This window comes from Streptomyces sp. NPDC001093, from assembly GCF_040298985.1.
Taxonomy (GTDB): Bacteria; Actinomycetota; Actinomycetes; order Streptomycetales; family Streptomycetaceae; genus Streptomyces.
Genome location: NZ_JBEPBF010000007.1, coordinates 46,181 through 61,244, shown reverse-complemented (window position 1 = coordinate 61,244; position 15,064 = coordinate 46,181). Strand labels below are relative to the sequence as shown.

Here is a 15,064-nt window from a genome sequence, read left to right as displayed (position 1 = left end):
GTGAGCGGCTTAGGGACCGGGGGCCGCTACGGCTGCGGATGGCGCGGCTCGTACAGGGCGAGTTCGCCGCCGCCCGGCAGGCGCAGGGCGGTCACCCGGCCCCAGCGGGCTTCCTCCACCGGGCGGGTGAACTCCACGCCGTGCTCGGCGAGTTGGCGCCGCGTGGCGTCGAGGTCGTCGCACATCAGCATCAGTTCGTGCGCGGGTTCGCCGTCGGTGGGGTGACAGGCCACCTCGGTGGGCGGAGCCTGGAAGATCAGCCATCCGTGGCCCGCGTCGACGTGCGCCCAGCCGAGGACATCCCGCAGAAAGGCCCGGTCCGCCTCCGCGTCCCGGCTGTAGAGCACCACATGTGCACCGTTGATCACGCGCGGAGGCTAGTGCGGCGGACGAGACCACACAAGCACCGACCGCACGCGAGCCACCGCACGCCCGCCGCATCCACCGCATCCACCGCATCCACCGCATCCACCGAGCCGACCGCACGCGGTGTCCTGCCGCACCGACCACAGGACCCGCACCGGACCGCCACCGCCGCCCTGCCACACCGGCCGCGCCCGCCGCCTGGCCAGACCGGGTGCACCCGCTGTCCTGCCGCTCCGGCGGCACCTGCCGCGGTCACGCCGACCGCACCGACCACCGGCGCCGCCCCGCCAAAAGGGCCACACTCGCCCCAGTCGGCGCAGCACCCGGGTGCAACCGGCCGCATTCCCCGGCACGAGCTTCCACCGCAGCCACTCCCCGTCGTGCCGACCGCCCACAACCCGCCACCCCGCCCACGCTCACCGGCACCGATGGCCACCGTCGCACTCCCCCCCGGCCGCGCCCACCGGGACCGTTCGCCCCTGTCGCGCTCACCCGGCCAGTAACCCCCGTCGCGCTCACCCCGCCGGGGTCACCGCCCCGTCGAGCAGGGGCCCGAGTTCGGTTACGGCTGTGGTCAGCGGGCGTGCGTCCTGTTCTGCGCGGGACATCAGGATCGCGCCCTCCAGGGTGCTGATCATCAGCGTGGCCAGGGACTCGGCACGCGCCGCGGGGACGCCCATGCCGGTCAGGGCCTCGGCGAGGGGGGTCCGCCAGGTAGTGAACGCGGCGGCCACGGCCTCGCGGGTCGAGCCGTCGGCCGAGACGCAGTCGACGGTGGCGGCGGCGACCGGGCAGCCCGCCGCGAAGCCGCGCGCCGCGTACTCGTCGGTCCACTGGGCGACCATCGCCGCGAACAGACCGCTCGGCGTCGGCTCCTCCAGCCCCTCGAGGAACCGCGCGATGCGCTTGCCCGCATACCGGCCGGCCCAGCCGACCGCCTCGTTGACCAGCTGTTCCTTTCCGCCCGGGAAGTAGTGCTGGAGCGAGCCGCGCGGTGCGCCCGCGTGCGCGGCGACCTCCCGCATGCCGGTCGCGGCGACCCCGTCGCGCCGTATGAGCTGAGCCGCGCTGAAGACCATCCGCTCCCGCGGCCCATGTCGCGACTCACCCATTTGCCGGCCTCCCGATCCTTGCCCACTCCCACCCTATGACCGGCGTCATAACGACGGCTACTATGACAGCGGTCATAGTCGGCAAGCCGAGTGAGGGACGGTCGCCGTGAACGTCGGTTTCATCGGTCTGGGAGTGATGGGCCGGCCCATGGCACAGCGCCTGGTGTCCGCCGGCACTCCCCTGGTGGTCTGGAACCGGACCCCCGAACGCACCGCATCCCTGCGCGCGGCCGGCGCCACGGTCGCCGCGGACGCCGACGAGGTGTTCGCCAAGGCGGACGTCGTGCTGCTGATGCTCGCCGACGAGGCCGCGGTCGACGCCGTCCTCGGCCGGGGCACCCCCGCCCTGTCGGCCCGGGTCGCCGGGCGCACGGTCGTCCACATGGGCACCACCTCCCCCGAGTACTCCCACGCCCTGGAGTCCGACATCCGCGCCGCCGGCGGCCGCTATGTCGAGGCACCCGTCTCCGGTTCGCGGGTCCCGGCGGAGGAGGGTCGGCTGGTGGCCATGCTCGCCGGGGAGCGGGAGGCCGTGGACACCGTACGGCCGCTGCTCGCGCCGTTGTGCCGGGAGACGTTCGTGTGCGGACCCGCCCCCGGTGCGCTGCTGATGAAGCTGTCCGTGAACCTCTTCCTGATCACCCTGGTGACCGGGCTGACCGAGGCGTACCACTTCGCCGAGCGCCAGGGCCTGGACCGGCGGCTCTTCCTGGACGTCCTGGACGCGGGCCCCATGGCCAGCGGCGTCTCCCGGATGAAGGCGCCCAAGCTGTTCGACCGGGACTTCGCGGTGCAGGCGGCCGCGCTGGACGTCCTGAAGAACAACCGGCTCATCGCCGAGGCGGCCCGCAGGGCGCACCTGGCCTCACCGCTCCTCGACGTGTGCCACACCCTGTTCGAGGAGACGGTGGCCCAGGGGTACGGCGACGAGGACATGGTCGCCGTACTGCGAGCGATCGAGACGCGGACCGCCGGCGCGTCGTAGCCGGGAACCGGGGCGGGTCAGCGCTTCGGGATACCGTACGCCCGGTCGACGTGCAGCCGCACCACCAGACGGCGGTCGCGGACCATCGCCGCCCGGTAGTCGTCCCAGTCCGGATGCTCGCCCTGGACGTCCCGGTACAGGCGGATCAGTTCCTCGACGGTGTCGTCGTGCGGGTCCTGCGCGACCGGGGAGAGTTCGGCCGTGCCCTCGGCGACGGTGTACGCCCAGCGGTCGGCGCTGGTGACGTGGTAGGAGGCGCGGGGGTCGCGGCGCAGGTTGCGGGCCTTGGCGCGGTCGTCGGTGACGGAGATCCGGATGACGCGCTCGCCGGGATAGTAGGCGTGGTTGACGTTGGACAACTGGGGGCGGCCGTCGCGTTTGAGGGTGACCAGGACGCCGGCGTCGCCCTCGGCGAGCAGTGCGAGCAGCGCGTCCTGCGTGGGGTCCAAGGTGGGGTCTTCGCTCATGACAGGGTCAACTCGCCGGAGCCGTGGCGGCATTCCCGCACTCCGAGCGCATTCCCGCGTTCCGAGCTGGCGGTAGACAGTGTCTACGGGAACCTGGTAGACACTGTCTATGACTGAGTCCGACCTCGGGTTGCGGGAGCGTCTGATCGACGCGGGTGTGGAGCTGCTGGCCGTCGAGGGGCTGCAGGCGCTGACCCTGCGGGAGATCGCCCGGCGCGCCGGCGTCTCGCACGGGGCCCCGCGCCGCTACTTCCCCACCCATCTGGAACTGCTGTCGGCCATCGCGCGCCGGGGCTTCGCCGACCTGGCCGAGCGGGTCCGGGCGACGCTCACACCCGGCTCCGCCGGTCCGCGCGCGCGGGTGACGGCGCTGGCGCGGACGTATCTGGAGTTCGCCCTCGACAACCCCGGCATGTACGAGCTGATGTTCCGCCATGATCTGCTGGAAAGCGGGCACCTGGGGTTGCGGGAGACGAGTCTTCCCCTGTTCCGCGTGCTCACCGGGCTCGTCGGCGAGGTCCGGCCCGGGGCCGACGCCCGACGGGTCGCGGGCGCCCTGTGGGCCAATCTGCACGGGATCGCCCAGCTGTGGCGCTGGCGCAGTCTCCAACTCGCCGTCGAAGAGGACGACTTCGCGCCCTTGCTCGATACGGTGCTGCTGGCCCACCTGGGCCCGGAGGGCGGCCGGTGAGCCGGGGGTGGACGCTGGCGAGCAGTGTGGCGGGTGCGGTTGTCGTCGCGCTGGACGGTACGGTCCTCACGGTCGCCCAGCCCCGCCTGCAAAGCGAGTTGGGGGCGTCGTTCGCGCAGGTGCAGTGGACCAGCACCGCGTATCTCGTCGCCGTGGCCAGTCTGCTGGTGTTCGCGGGGCGGCTCGGTGACCGGTACGGGCAGCAGCGGGTGTTCGCGCTCGGCATGCTGGGGTTCGGGGCGGCGTCGGCGGGGATCGGCGGCGCGCCCGGCGTGGGGTGGGTGATCGGGCTGCGGGCGGTGCAGGGGGTGTTCGGGGCGCTGCTGCAGCCGGCCACGCTGGGCATGCTGCGGGCCGCGTACCCGCCGGACCGGCTCGCGCGGCCCCTCGCCGTGCGGACCGCCGCGATCGGGCTGGCGGCGGCAGCGGGGCCGCTGGTGGGCGGGGCGCTGGTGGACGGCCTGGGCTGGCGGGCGGTGTTCTACGTCAATGTGCTGCCCGCGCTCGTCTTCGGCCTGCCGGCGCTGCTGCGGCCGCAGCCCCCCGCCGCGGGCTCCCGGACTCCGCTGGACATACCGGGTGCCGTACTCCTCGCCGTGGCCCTGTCCTGCCTGGTGCACTCGCTGACCGCGCGGCCCGCCTCCGGGACGGGACTCACCGTCGCCGCGGTCGCAGCCGCCGTCCTCGTGCGGCACGAGCGGCGTACGACGAGCCCGCTGCTGCCGCCCGCGGTCATCGGCCCGCGGGCGGCCGGGGCCGCGCTCGGCGTGCTGGTGGTCGTGTCCGCGGCCCTTTCCGGCACCCTCTTCGTGGCCACCTACGTGCTCCAACGCCACCTGGGTCTCGACCCGTTGGACAGCTCGCTGCGCAGTCTGCCGCTCGCGGTACTGATGGTGGCGTCCGCCGCGCTGTGCCCGGTGCTGCTGCGCCGCTTCGGGGCACGCGGTACGACGACGGGGGCGACGGCGCTGCTGGCGCTCGGTGTCCTCGTGCTGTCCGGCGCCGGTTCCACGCCCGCCCTCGGCTGTGCGTTCGCCCTGCTCGGAGCCGGCTTCGGGACGGTGATGGTGGCGGCCACCCAGGTGGTCGTACGCCGGGCGGAGGTTGCCGTGGCCGGGGTGGCGGGCGGACTGCAGCAGACGGCGCTGAACGTCGGCCCGGCCGTGGGGGTGGCCACGGCGACCGCGCTCATCGGCACCGGGACGTCAACCGCCCTGCTCGCCCTGGCAGTCGTAGCGGCCCTCGGCCTGCCCCTGGCCCGCGCGCTGCCGAGGACCGACGACGACCACACGCAGCCCGGGATCGGCGGCGACCACACGCCGGCCACGACCGGGGGCGAGCGCGCGCCCGCAAGGAGCGACGGCAGGCGCGCCTTCCGGGACCAGTGACGAGCACGAGCTGCCCGGGACCGGTGGTGACCACACCCCGGCCACCACGGATGGCGAGCGCGCACCGGCCAGAACCCCCCGGCAAGCGCGCCTGCCGGGACCAGTGACACGCACAAGCTGCCCGGGACCGCCGGCAACCACGCCCCGGCCACAACCGCTAGCGGGCGCGCGTCGGCCAGAACCGGCGGCTGGCACCAGCTGCCCCGGACCGGCGGCGGGCACGGACTACCCACGACCGACAACGACCACACATCGGCCGCGACCGGGCGCGAGCGCCTGCCGGCCACAACCGATGGCGGGCGCGGGCCGCTCGGGGGCGACGGCGTCGCGTCGATCACAAACACCGCTGATGAACGGGTCCATGGTGGTGTTCCTGGGCGACGATGAGGACCGGGTGCGTCCCGGCGGGCAGCCGGGGCAGCGCGTACGAGGCGACCGGAGGAGAGCGATGGCAGGGCTGCGGCAGGAAGTCGACCCGGGTGAGGCGGGGCTGGACGTCAAGGCGCTGGACCGCCTGGACCGGCAGATCGCGCACTACGTCGACGAGGGGCGGCTGCCCGGCTTCCTGGTGTCCCTCTCGCGTGGCGGCCGGGTCGCCCACCTCACCACGTACGGCCGGCGCGATGTCGCGGCGGGGCTGCCGGTCGAGGCGGACACGCTGTGGCGGATCTACTCCATGACCAAGCCGGTCACCGCGGTGGCGGTCCTGATGCTGGTGGAGGAGGGCAGGCTGTCCCTGGACGACCCGCTGGAGCGTCATCTGCCGGTGTTCGCCAACCCCCGTGTGTACGACGGCGGTTCGGGCCCGGACCTGCGTACCCGCCCGGCCGCCGGCCCGATCCTGATCCGGCATCTGCTCACCCACACCGCCGGCCTGACCTTCGGTTTCTACTACAAGCACCCCGTCGACGCCCTCTATCGGGAGTCCGGCCTGGAGTACTCGGTGCCGCCCGGCGCCGATCTCACGGAGACGGTCGAGGTGTACGCACGGATGCCGCTGCAGTTCGATCCCGGCACGCAGTGGAACTACTCGGTGGCCTCGAACGTTCTGGGCCGGGTGATCGAGGTGGTGTCCGGGCAGCCGCTGGACGCGTTCTTCACCGAGCGGATCCTGCGCCCGCTCGGCATGACCGACACCGGCTTCCACATCGAGCCCGAACAAGCGGACAGACTCGCCGAGTTGTACGGGGAGACGGACGAGGGCGGGATCGCCCCGGTGCCGGGGCTGCCGGTGCACGGCCGGCCCCGGTTCCTGTCCGGCAGCGGCGGCCTGGTCTCCTCGGCGTACGACTTCCACCGGTTCATGGAGATGCTGCGCCGGGGCGGCGAACTGGACGGCGTACGGCTGCTGTCCGCGGACACCGTCGGCATGATGACCCGCAACCAGCTGCCCGGCGACGCGGTGTTGCGCTCCTTCGGCGCCCCCGCCCACCAGGAACCCGGCAACGACGGGCTCGGCTTCGGCTTCAACGTGTCGGTGGTGACCGACCCGTCCCGCACCCTGGCCCCCTCCAGCCCCGGCACATACGGCTGGACCGGCGCGGCCACGACCGCGTTCTGGGTCGATCCGGCCCACGAGCTGACGGTCCAGTTCATGACGCAGCTACGCCCGAAGACGCTCAAGATCTTCCCGGAGCTGCGGCGGCTGGCGCACGAGACGCTGGTGGACTGAACTGACCGCCGGGGCGCCCGTCGCCCGTGGGGGGGGGGAGGCGGCGGACGCCGGGACGGCCGGCTTCAGGAGCCGTGGGCGACGGCGTCCAGATGGGGCAGGATGTGGTCCATCCGCTCCCGCTTGGTGCGCAGATACGTGATGTTGCTCTCGCACGGCTCGATCAGCAGCGGCACCTGCTCGGCGACCTGGATCCCGTGCCGCACCAGCGCCTCGCGCTTGCGGGGGTTGTTGGACATCAGGCGTACCGAGCGCACCCCGAGGTCGTGCAGGATCTCCGCGGCGATGCCGTAGTCGCGGGCGTCGACCGGCAGGCCGAGCGCGAGGTTCGCCTCCACCGTGTCCAGGCCCTCCGCCTGCAGGGCCATCGCGCGCAGCTTGGCGAGCAGCCCGATGCCGCGGCCCTCGTGGCCCCTCAGGTAGACGACGATCCCGCTGCCTTCGGAGACGACGGCGCGCAGCGCGGCCTCCAGCTGATCGCCGCACTCGCAGTGCCGGGAACCGAACGCGTCCCCGGTCAGGCATTCGGAGTGCAGCCGGATCAGCACGTTCTCGGTGCCGATCTCGCCGTACACCAGGGCCACTTGTTCGTCACCGCGGTCGTGGTCCAGGTAGCCGATCGCCTGGAATTTGCCGTACACGGTGGGCAGCGGTGCATTCACGACGCGTTCCGCGCCCGAACGCCGCGGGGACTTCTTGCCGAGGACGCCCATGTTGAAGCCGGTGTTTTCTGTCATGATCTGATTCCTAAGCAGAGACGAAAGGCCGTGAAACGATGAGTGGTTCGGGCGCGCGTGCGGCGGCATGTGGGACAAACGGCGTGGCGCACGGCGTGATGCCGGCGGACACCACCGAAGAGGTACGGATGCGGGGGGCGGGCGTTTCAACACAGGTCGCCGTCCTTCCCGTCGGCAGTTTCGAACAGCACGGTCCGTTCCTTCCGCTGGCGACCGACACGCTCGTCGCCTGTGCCGTGGCGCGGGAGATCGCCGCCGCGTACCCGGTGCACCTCCTTCCCCCGGTGACGGTCTCCTGCTCGCACGAGCACGCGGACTGGCCGGGGACCGTCAGCATCTCCGCCGTGACCCTCCATGCGGTGGTCTCGGACATCGCCGCGTCGCTGCGCCGCTCGGGCGTCGACGCGCTCGTCGTGGTCAACGGGCACGGCGGCAACTATGTTCTGGGCAACGTCGTCCAGGAAGCCTCCGCGCGCGGTGAGCGGATGGCGTTGTTCCCGGCCCTCGAGGACTGGGAGGCGGCGCGGGAGCGGGCGGGGGTACGCACCTCGCTGCTCACCGACATGCACGCGGGGGAAATCGAGACCTCGATTCTGCTGCACGCTCATCCCGAATTCGTCCGCCCTGGTTACGAGTCCGCCGATTTCACCGCTGACGACCGTCGTCATCTGCTCACCGTGGGAATGTCCGCCTATACCGAATCCGGCGTCATCGGCCGTCCTTCCCTGGGTTCGGCGGAAAAGGGGAAGGAACTGCTGGCGAGCCTCGCGGAATCCTTCGAGTCGTGTTTCGCGTTGCTCACGTCCGCGGCGGGGCGCGGGTAGTCCCGCGCGGGCGCGGTGTCCTGTCCTGGCGGGGCGCCGTCCGGGGACGCGGGGTGCGGCGCGGGCCGCGGACCGTCCGTCGCGGCCGTGCCGGGGTCCGGGGCGGGGTTCGCCGTGGCCGCCCCGGCGCGCAGGCCGGCGTACCAGCGCACGACGAGGACGACGGCGCCGGGCAGGCTCGCCACGAAGCTCAGCACGCCGTACACGACCGCGACGGCGACCCCGGTGCCCGCGCCGAGCCCCGCGGCGCCGAACGCCCAGGCGGTGACGCCCTCGCGGGGCCCGAAGCCCCCGACGTTCAGCGGCAGCCCCATGGCGACCAGGGCGAGGACCGCGAGCGGGACCAGTGCCCCGACGGAGGCGGCCGAGCCGGCGACCCGGGCCGCCACGACGAACATCGCCAGGTGCCCGGCGAGGACGACGGCCGATGACAGTGCGATGCCCGGTCCGCCCCGGCGGGAGAACAGGCCCTGGCGTGCCTCGCCGAGGGCGGTGCGCAGGCCCCCGGCCCGGCGGGAGGACGTACGGTTCATGCGCAGGGCGAGAGCTATGGCGAGCGCGCCGGCCGCCGCCAGGGCGACCAGCGGTGCGAGGTCGCGGGCCTCGGCGCGGACCGGGGACGGCAGCGTCGGCAGGGCCACCACGGCGAGCACGGCCAGCGCGAGCTGCCCGGCGACGCGTTCCAGTACGACGGCCTTCACCCCGCGCCGCAGGTCACCGGCGCTCTGTCCGTGCCGGACCGCCCGGTGCACATCGCCCAGGATCCCGCCGGGGAGCGCCGCGTTCAGGAACAGCGCCCGGTAGTAGTCGGCGACGGCGGGGCCCAGCGGCAGCCGGATGCGCAGGCCTCGGGCCACCAACTGCCAGCGCCAGGCGCTGAGCACGGTGGTCACCACGCCGATGCCCAGCGCGGCCAGGACCGTCGTGGCGTCGATCCGCCTCAGCCCGTCGAGGAGCACACCCGTGCCCAGCCGCCACAGCAGGGCCCCGAGGATGACGACGCCGACGGCGGTGCCGAAGTGGGTGCGCAGCGCGCGGAAGCGGGGGCGGGGGTGCCGGGTGGCCGTGGGCTGCGCGGACCCCGAATCGGGCGGTTCCGGAAGCCCGGTCCCGGTCTCGCGGGCCGCGTGCGCGATGCTCCCGCTCGGCACGCGCGTGTGCATCGCGCCGACGCCGTACACGCACACATCGGCCGGACCGCCGTCGCGCACGCGCGCGTGAACCGTTTCCTCACCGTGCACGCGCGCGCGGGCGCCGGTTCCGGCGGTGACCCGGTGCCCGGATTCCGTCGCGGCCGGACGCGAGCTCATCACGCGCCACCCGTCGGCCGGGGCAGGGCCAGCAGGTCACTGTGGTGGACCACGACCCGCAGCTCACCGGCCGCGCAGGCGGCGAGCCGGTCCCGCAGATACCGCTCGGCGCGGTCACGCAGCCCGGGCGACTGTTCCACGGCCGCTCCCACCCAGCCGCGCAGCCACTGCTCGATCAGCGCCGACTCCTCGGGACCGAGCCGCCAAGGGCTCGGATGCACGCGTACGGCGGCCCCGCGCGCGGCGAACGCCTCGCAGGCCACGGTGACCGCGTCCGGGCCGAGCAGCCCACCGCGCCGCTGATGGGCGTTGAACGCCTCGGTGATCTCCGCGTCCAGCGGGTCGGCCGGGGTGAGTTCGACACGACCGGCGACCGACAGGGTGAGCAGCGCGGGGCAGCCGGCACCGGCGCAGGCGTCGACGAGGGTGACGACCTCCTCGCGGGTGAGCACGTCGAGCAGCGCGGAGGCGGTGACCAGCGAGGCCCCGGCGAGCGCGTCCGGCGTCAGCCGGGCGACGTCGCCGCGCCGGGTCTCGACGGTGACACCGCTGCCGTCGGCGGCTGAGCGCGGGGAGCCCACGGCGGCGAAGTGCAGCAGGTAGGGGTCGCGGTCGTGCAGGACCCAGTGCTGGGGGCCGTCCAGGCGGGGCGCGAGCCAGCGGCCCATCGAGCCGGTGCCGCAGCCCAGGTCGTGCACGGCGACGGCGCCGGTGTGGTCCGGCAGGTTCGCCAGCCGGATCCGCAAGGGGTCCAGCAGGTCCTGCGCGCGGGCGACCGCATCGGCCTCTTCCCGCAACCTCAGCCATTCGGGCGCGTACCGGGGCGGTTCCTCGGGTTCGTCGTTCCGCAGCCGTACGGTGGCCCGTTCACCGGGTCGGCCGACGGGCCCGGCGCCCGGGACGACCGAGGCGTCCACGCCACGCTGCCCGCCGCCGTCGGCGCCACCGGACTCCCCGGCACCGTCGCCGTCCTCCCCCGCGCCGGGCGCCTGCGAAATCGCCATGTCACCCTGGACACCGGTCTCCTCGCGACGGGCCTCGCGCACCGGCTCGCTCTCGTTCTCGGTCCTCCGCACCGGCCCCACCTCCCTCGGTCCGGCCTGGGCCGGGATCGACGCGATGCCGTTCGTCGTCGTATCCGGCGTGGTCATGCCGCCCTCCTCGGGGCTTCGGGGAGCCGTGCGAGGACTCCGGCCAGGCTGCGGGCGGTGGCGGCCCAGCCGTCGAGCGCGGCGCGGCGCCCGCGGGCGGCGGCCTTGAGCCGGCGGCGTACGTCGGGCTCGCCGAACCAGCCGCGCAGTTCGGCGGCGAGCGCGGCGGGGTCCTCCGGCGGGACGAGGATGCCGGGCACCCCGCCGTCGGGGGCGCGGCCGACCGCCTCCGGCAGTCCGCCCACGTCGGTGGCGAGGACCGGGATGCCGCGGGCCAGGGCCTCGGTGACCGCCATGCCGTAGGTCTCGGCGTAGGAGGTGAGCACCATCAGGTCGGCGGCGGCGTAGGTGGCGTCGAGGTCGGCGCCGGAGCGCGGGCCGGTCAGGTGCAGCCGGTCGGCGAGGCCGTACCGGGCGATGGTCTCGCGCAACTGTGCGACGTACGCGGGGTCGTGGCCGAGCCCGCCGACCAGGTCGCAGGTCCACGGCAGGTCCCGTACCGTCGCGAGCGCCTCCACGAGCCGGTGCTGGCCCTTGCGCGGGGTGACGGCGGCCACGCACAGCAGTCGGGAGACGCCGTCGGTGCCGGGCGCGAGGGGCGCGATGTCGGCGCCGGGCGCGGCGACATGCACCCGTTCGGGTGCGAGTCCGTGGTGGGAGACGAGCCGGCGCACCGCCCAGTCGCTGGTCGCGATGACGGCGGGCGCGGCGCGCAGCACGGCGCGTTCGCGGGCGTCGAGGTCGGCGGCGACGGCCGGGGCGAGACCCGTCTCGTCGCCGAGCGGCAGGTGGACGAGCACGGCCAGGCGCAGGCGCTCGGCGTGCGGGGTGACGAGCTCCGGGACGCCGCAGGCGACGAGCCCGTCCAGCAGCACCACCGCGTCGTCCGGCAGGTCGCCCAGGACGCGGGCGAGGTGGTCGCGGGCGGCCTGGTCGGGGCACGGCCAAGTGCCGGGTGCGGCGTGCCGGGTGACCTGCCAGCCGAAGCCGGGCAGGTCCAGGCAGACCCGGCGGTCGTAGGCGTTGCCGCCGCTGGGTGCGGCCGGGTCGTCGATGCCGCCCGGCAGGACGAAGTGCACGGTGCGCAGGGACATGGGGATGATTCCGGCCTTGTCGACGGCGACGGCTGTGGGCTGCGCCGGCACATAGGCCAGCCGCGCCCGCTCCGTGGTCGCCCCGGTCACAGGCCACGCTCGTAACTCGCCCAGGCGATGTGCGACTCGTGCAGGGTGACGGCGATGCCCGACAGCCCCTTGGCACCCTCGCCGAGGGCGCCCTTGTGGACGCGCTCGGCGAGCCGGTCGGCGATGACCTTGGCGAGGAACTCGGTGGAGGTGTTGACGCCGGCGAACTCGGGTTCGTCGTCCAGGTTGCGGTAGTTCAGCTCGGCGGTGATGAGGCGCAGTTCCTGCGTGGCCAGGCCGATGTCGACCACGATGTTGTCCTCGTCCAGCTGCTCGCGGCGGAAGGTGGCGTCCACCAGGAACGTGGCGCCGTGCAGTCGCTGCGCGGGCCCGAAGACCTCGCCGCGGAAGCTGTGGGCGATCATGATGTGATCGCGGACGGTGATGCTGAACAACGGACGACCCTCCAGGTACGACGCGTCTGGTCCCCCTGTTCCTTACCCGTCGGGGGATGCCGTGTAGTACGGCTCTTCGGTTCCCCGCGTTCAGCCCTCCCTCACTCTTTTCTCAGGTCAGGCCCGTGTCGGCGTACCGGATCCGGTGGCACAGGGCGGGGATCTCGCCCGAGGCGAGCTTCGGCATGACGTCCGGGAGTTGCTCGAAAGCGCTCTCCCCGGTGATGAGCGCGTCCAGGGCCGGGTCGGCGAGCAGGTCGAGGGCGAGCGCCATCCGGTCGGCGTAGTCCCGGCCGGCGCGGGCCGCCGGGGAGACGGTGCCGACCTGGCTGCTGCGCAAGGTGAGCCGCCGGGAGTGGAAGGCCTCGCCCAGCGGCAGGGAGACCCGCCGGTCGCCGTACCAGCTCAGTTCCACCACCGTACCCTCGGGAGCGAGGAGTTGCAGCGCGCGGGTGAGACCGGCCTCGGTGGCGCTGGCGTGCACGACGAGGTCGCAGTCGCCGAGCGCGCTGTCGGGCGTCGCGAAGTCCACGCCGAGCGCCTCGGCGGTCTTCGCGCGCTCAGGGTCGGCGTCGACGAGCTGCAGCCGGACGCCCGGGAAGCGGGCCAGCAGGGCCGCGACCGAGCAGCCGACCATGCCGCCGCCGACCACCGCGATCCGGTCGCCGATCAGCGGTGCCGCGTCCCACAGGGCGTTCACGGCGGTCTCCACAGTCCCGGCGAGCACAGCCCGCTCGGCGGGCACCCGCTCGGGCACGACGGTCACGGCGTTCACCCGAACGACGTAACGGCTCTGATGCGGGTACAGGCAGAAGACCGTACGCCCGATCAACTCGGCCGGACCCTCCTCCACCTCGCCGACGCTGAGGTAGCCGTACTTCACCGGCGCGGGGAAGTCGCCCTCCTGGAACGGCGCCCGCATCACGGCGTGTTGGCTCTCCGGCACCCCGCCGCGGAACACCAGTGTCTCCGTGCCACGGCTCACTCCGGAGTACAGGGCGCGCACCAGGACCTCGTCCTCGGCGGGCTCCGCGAGGGTGATGTCGCGCAGCTCGCCGTGGCCGGGTGAGCGCAGCCAGAACGCGCGGGCCGAGCGGTTCATCGGCATCCTCCTGAACAGTAGGGAAGTTGTTCACGTACCGAGAAGTGCACAGGCCGCGCACAGTACGCGGCGTTGATCGACTCTGTCACTCGGCCGGAGGGTGTGCGGTGGCCCTGAACAACACGTATGACGCCAGGCCCCAGCAGGAGACCGCTGTGGGAGCGGGCATACAGCTCCTGCTGCTGGCCCTGCTCGGAACGGCGATAGGCATGGGGCCGGCCGGCTGGCTGACGGGCCTGGCGTTCGCCTTCGCCACCTGGGCGGTTCTGTCCCGGGCCCTGCACCGCTCCTGCCTGCGCTCCTTCGGCCCCGCGAACCGTGTCACGCTCGGCCGGGCAACCCTGGTGGGCGGGGTGACCGCCCTGGTCGCGGACTCCTTCGAGAGCGCGCCGCCGGTGACCCTGCTGGTCGGCCTGACGGCGGTCGCCCTGCTCCTGGACGGCGTCGACGGCAAGGTGGCCCGCCGCACCGGGACGTCGACCGCGCTCGGCGCGCGCTTCGACATGGAGGTGGACGCGTTCCTGATCCTGGTGCTGAGCGTGTACGTCTCCACCCAGCTCGGCCCGTGGGTCCTGCTGATCGGCGGCATGCGCTACGCCTTCGTCGCCGCGGCTCGCGTGGCCCCCTGGCTGAACGCCCCCCTGCCGCCGTCCCTCGCCCGCAAGACCGTCGCCGCGATCCAGGGCATAGCCCTGCTCCTGGCCGGCGCCGAGCTCCTCCCCCACCTGGCGAACCTCGCGGTCGTACTCGTGGCCCTGGGCTCGCTGCTGTGGTCCTTCGGCCGGGACGTGCGGTGGCTGTGGCGCACCTCCCGCATCTGCGTGGAGACGGCGACCGGGGGGAAGGTGCTGGAGCTGGTGGGGCGCTGAGCAAGCGCCGCCGACGGCGGCTGAGGGCCCGGACCGGTCGCCGGTCCGGGCCCTCAGCCGTGACTTGGCGGGTTACGGCCGTGCGGAGCGGCTCCGTACGACCACGAAGGCGGCTGTCGCGAGGCCGAGGACACCGGCGACCAGTCCGGCGATGCCGAGCCCGCGGGCCGTGGAGTCGGCGGCGCCGGCGGCCTTGGCGGTGGCGGCAGCGGTCTTGGCCGACGATGGAGCGCCGCTCGCGTCACCGGCCGCCAGCTTGAGCACCGGGGCCGGGTTCTCGGGCTCGCCGCCGCCGGCCGGCTCCTCGATCCAGCGCACGACCTTGCCGTCGGAGTAGGTCTGCAGGGTCTTGAAAACCAACTGACCGGTGTCATCGGGCAGTTGACCGAAGGCTACGTTGAAGTCCTCGTACTGCCCGGCGCCGATCCTGCCACCGCTGAAGGTGATCTCGGACGCGGCCTCGGTGATGGTTCCGTCGTCGGTCTTGACCGGAGTCTTGAGCTTGGTGGTGGTGACCTTGGCGGTCCAGCCGTCCTGCGGGTGCACGAGCACGCCGAGCACGGGGTGGTCGGTGGGCAGGAAGACCTGCACCTTGGTCGTGGAGGCCGTGTCCTCCTCGTTGGGGACACGGAAGGTCAGCACGCCGTCGGTGGCGCCCTTGGCGTAGCTGTCGGGGTGGACGGTGACGTGCGCGGAGGCGGCACCGGCGGCGAACAGGACCGTCGCGGCGGCGAGGGCGGCAACAGCGCCGACGCGGCGCGCGGTGAGACGTAATGCGGACATGGGTGAGTCGATCTCCGTACGAGTGACA

General features: G+C 73.5%; 15 protein-coding genes and 1 pseudogene. 6 read left to right on the top strand and 10 right to left on the bottom strand.

Annotation, left to right across the window (positions count from 1 at the left end; all coding sequences use genetic code 11):
- Window positions 1–26: 26 nt before the first annotated feature.
- Both ABT288_RS05935 and ABT288_RS05930 read right to left on the bottom strand, forming a co-directional pair.
- Window positions 27–368 carry a VOC family protein gene (locus ABT288_RS05935; protein WP_351603190.1) on the bottom strand — a complete coding sequence of 114 codons (342 nt, stop codon included), beginning with the start codon at window positions 366–368 and terminating at the stop codon, window positions 27–29.
- Between the two features lie 513 nt (window positions 369–881).
- The gene (locus ABT288_RS05930; protein ID WP_351603188.1) at window positions 882–1,478 is read right to left on the bottom strand and encodes a TetR/AcrR family transcriptional regulator; all 597 of its coding nucleotides are present in this window, start codon (window positions 1,476–1,478) and stop codon (window positions 882–884) included.
- A 106-nt stretch (window positions 1,479–1,584) separates the two neighbouring features.
- Here ABT288_RS05930 and ABT288_RS05925 point away from each other — a divergent pair, with 106 nt between their 5' ends.
- Complete coding sequence (locus tag ABT288_RS05925; RefSeq protein WP_351603186.1) at window positions 1,585–2,463, top strand: NAD(P)-dependent oxidoreductase; 879 nt, start codon at window positions 1,585–1,587, stop codon at window positions 2,461–2,463.
- Window positions 2,464–2,480: 17 nt separating this feature from the next.
- Here the strand turns inward: ABT288_RS05925 and ABT288_RS05920 are convergent, their stop codons facing one another.
- Window positions 2,481–2,930: a PPOX class F420-dependent oxidoreductase gene (locus ABT288_RS05920; protein ID WP_351603184.1), complete on the bottom strand. Its 450-nt coding sequence runs from the start codon at window positions 2,928–2,930 to the stop codon at window positions 2,481–2,483.
- Window positions 2,931–3,039: 109 nt separating this feature from the next.
- Here ABT288_RS05920 and ABT288_RS05915 point away from each other — a divergent pair, with 109 nt between their 5' ends.
- The 3 genes from ABT288_RS05915 (at window position 3,040) to ABT288_RS05905 (ending at window position 6,681) form a co-directional block, all read left to right on the top strand.
- Window positions 3,040–3,621, top strand: coding sequence for a TetR/AcrR family transcriptional regulator (locus ABT288_RS05915; RefSeq protein WP_351603182.1), 582 nt, complete (start codon window positions 3,040–3,042; stop codon window positions 3,619–3,621).
- On the top strand, window positions 3,618–5,009 hold the full coding sequence (locus ABT288_RS05910; RefSeq protein WP_351603180.1) for an MFS transporter: 1,392 nt from the start codon (window positions 3,618–3,620) through the stop codon (window positions 5,007–5,009). Before ABT288_RS05915 ends, ABT288_RS05910 begins: the two co-directional genes overlap by 4 nt.
- A 448-nt stretch (window positions 5,010–5,457) precedes the next feature.
- Complete coding sequence (locus tag ABT288_RS05905) at window positions 5,458–6,681, top strand: serine hydrolase domain-containing protein (protein WP_351603178.1); 1,224 nt, start codon at window positions 5,458–5,460, stop codon at window positions 6,679–6,681.
- 65 nt (window positions 6,682–6,746) lie between these two features.
- Here the strand turns inward: ABT288_RS05905 and ribA are convergent, their stop codons facing one another.
- Window positions 6,747–7,418, bottom strand: coding sequence for a GTP cyclohydrolase II (gene ribA / locus ABT288_RS05900; RefSeq protein WP_351603176.1), 672 nt, complete (start codon window positions 7,416–7,418; stop codon window positions 6,747–6,749).
- A 38-nt stretch (window positions 7,419–7,456) separates the two neighbouring features.
- On the opposite strand from ribA, the pseudogene ABT288_RS05895 reads away from it, so the two are divergent.
- A pseudogene (locus ABT288_RS05895) lies at window positions 7,457–8,224 on the top strand (creatininase family protein); the annotation flags it as partial.
- On the opposite strand, the gene ABT288_RS05890 reads toward ABT288_RS05895, so the two are convergent.
- From ABT288_RS05890 to ABT288_RS05870, 5 genes are all read right to left on the bottom strand, one after another.
- A complete protein-coding gene (locus ABT288_RS05890; protein WP_502972731.1) occupies window positions 8,110–9,405 on the bottom strand; it encodes a lysylphosphatidylglycerol synthase transmembrane domain-containing protein in 1,296 nt (431 codons plus the stop codon). The pseudogene ABT288_RS05895 and the gene ABT288_RS05890 sit on opposite strands and share 115 nt — an antisense overlap.
- A 146-nt stretch (window positions 9,406–9,551) precedes the next feature.
- Window positions 9,552–10,703 (bottom strand): class I SAM-dependent methyltransferase, encoded by a 1,152-nt coding sequence (locus ABT288_RS05885; RefSeq protein ID WP_351603172.1) that lies wholly within the window; start codon window positions 10,701–10,703, stop codon window positions 9,552–9,554.
- Complete coding sequence (locus ABT288_RS05880; protein ID WP_351603170.1) at window positions 10,700–11,887, bottom strand: glycosyltransferase family 4 protein; 1,188 nt, start codon at window positions 11,885–11,887, stop codon at window positions 10,700–10,702. The genes ABT288_RS05885 and ABT288_RS05880 overlap by 4 nt, the downstream gene beginning before the upstream one ends.
- Entirely contained in the window at window positions 11,884–12,282 is a 399-nt protein-coding gene (locus ABT288_RS05875) for a 6-pyruvoyl trahydropterin synthase family protein (RefSeq protein ID WP_351603168.1), read from the bottom strand. The genes ABT288_RS05880 and ABT288_RS05875 overlap by 4 nt, the downstream gene beginning before the upstream one ends.
- 112 nt (window positions 12,283–12,394) lie before the next feature.
- Window positions 12,395–13,384: a zinc-dependent alcohol dehydrogenase gene (locus ABT288_RS05870; protein ID WP_351603166.1), complete on the bottom strand. Its 990-nt coding sequence runs from the start codon at window positions 13,382–13,384 to the stop codon at window positions 12,395–12,397.
- Window positions 13,385–13,491: 107 nt separating this feature from the next.
- Between ABT288_RS05870 and ABT288_RS05865 the strand changes: the two genes are divergently transcribed.
- The gene (locus ABT288_RS05865; protein ID WP_351603164.1) at window positions 13,492–14,253 is read left to right on the top strand and encodes a CDP-alcohol phosphatidyltransferase family protein; all 762 of its coding nucleotides are present in this window, start codon (window positions 13,492–13,494) and stop codon (window positions 14,251–14,253) included.
- 72 nt (window positions 14,254–14,325) lie between these two features.
- Here the strand turns inward: ABT288_RS05865 and ABT288_RS05860 are convergent, their stop codons facing one another.
- Entirely contained in the window at window positions 14,326–15,036 is a 711-nt protein-coding gene (locus tag ABT288_RS05860) for a YcnI family protein (RefSeq protein ID WP_351603162.1), read from the bottom strand.
- Window positions 15,037–15,064 lie beyond the last annotated feature (28 nt).

Excerpts from the sequence above, each read along its gene's own strand:
- ABT288_RS05930 (WP_351603188.1), bottom strand. The coding sequence starts at position 1,478 with ATGGGTGAGTCGCGACATGGGCCGCGGGAGCGGATGGTCTTCAGCGCG.
- ABT288_RS05920 (WP_351603184.1), bottom strand. The coding sequence starts at position 2,930 with ATGAGCGAAGACCCCACCTTGGACCCCACGCAGGACGCGCTGCTCGCA.
- ABT288_RS05915 (WP_351603182.1), top strand. The coding sequence starts at position 3,040 with ATGACTGAGTCCGACCTCGGGTTGCGGGAGCGTCTGATCGACGCGGGT.
- ABT288_RS05905 (WP_351603178.1), top strand. The coding sequence starts at position 5,458 with ATGGCAGGGCTGCGGCAGGAAGTCGACCCGGGTGAGGCGGGGCTGGAC.
- ribA (WP_351603176.1), bottom strand. The coding sequence starts at position 7,418 with ATGACAGAAAACACCGGCTTCAACATGGGCGTCCTCGGCAAGAAGTCC.
- ABT288_RS05890 (WP_502972731.1), bottom strand. The coding sequence starts at position 9,405 with ATGCACACGCGCGTGCCGAGCGGGAGCATCGCGCACGCGGCCCGCGAG.
- ABT288_RS05885 (WP_351603172.1), bottom strand. The coding sequence starts at position 10,703 with ATGACCACGCCGGATACGACGACGAACGGCATCGCGTCGATCCCGGCC.
- ABT288_RS05870 (WP_351603166.1), bottom strand. The coding sequence starts at position 13,384 with ATGAACCGCTCGGCCCGCGCGTTCTGGCTGCGCTCACCCGGCCACGGC.
- ABT288_RS05860 (WP_351603162.1), bottom strand. The coding sequence starts at position 15,036 with ATGTCCGCATTACGTCTCACCGCGCGCCGCGTCGGCGCTGTTGCCGCC.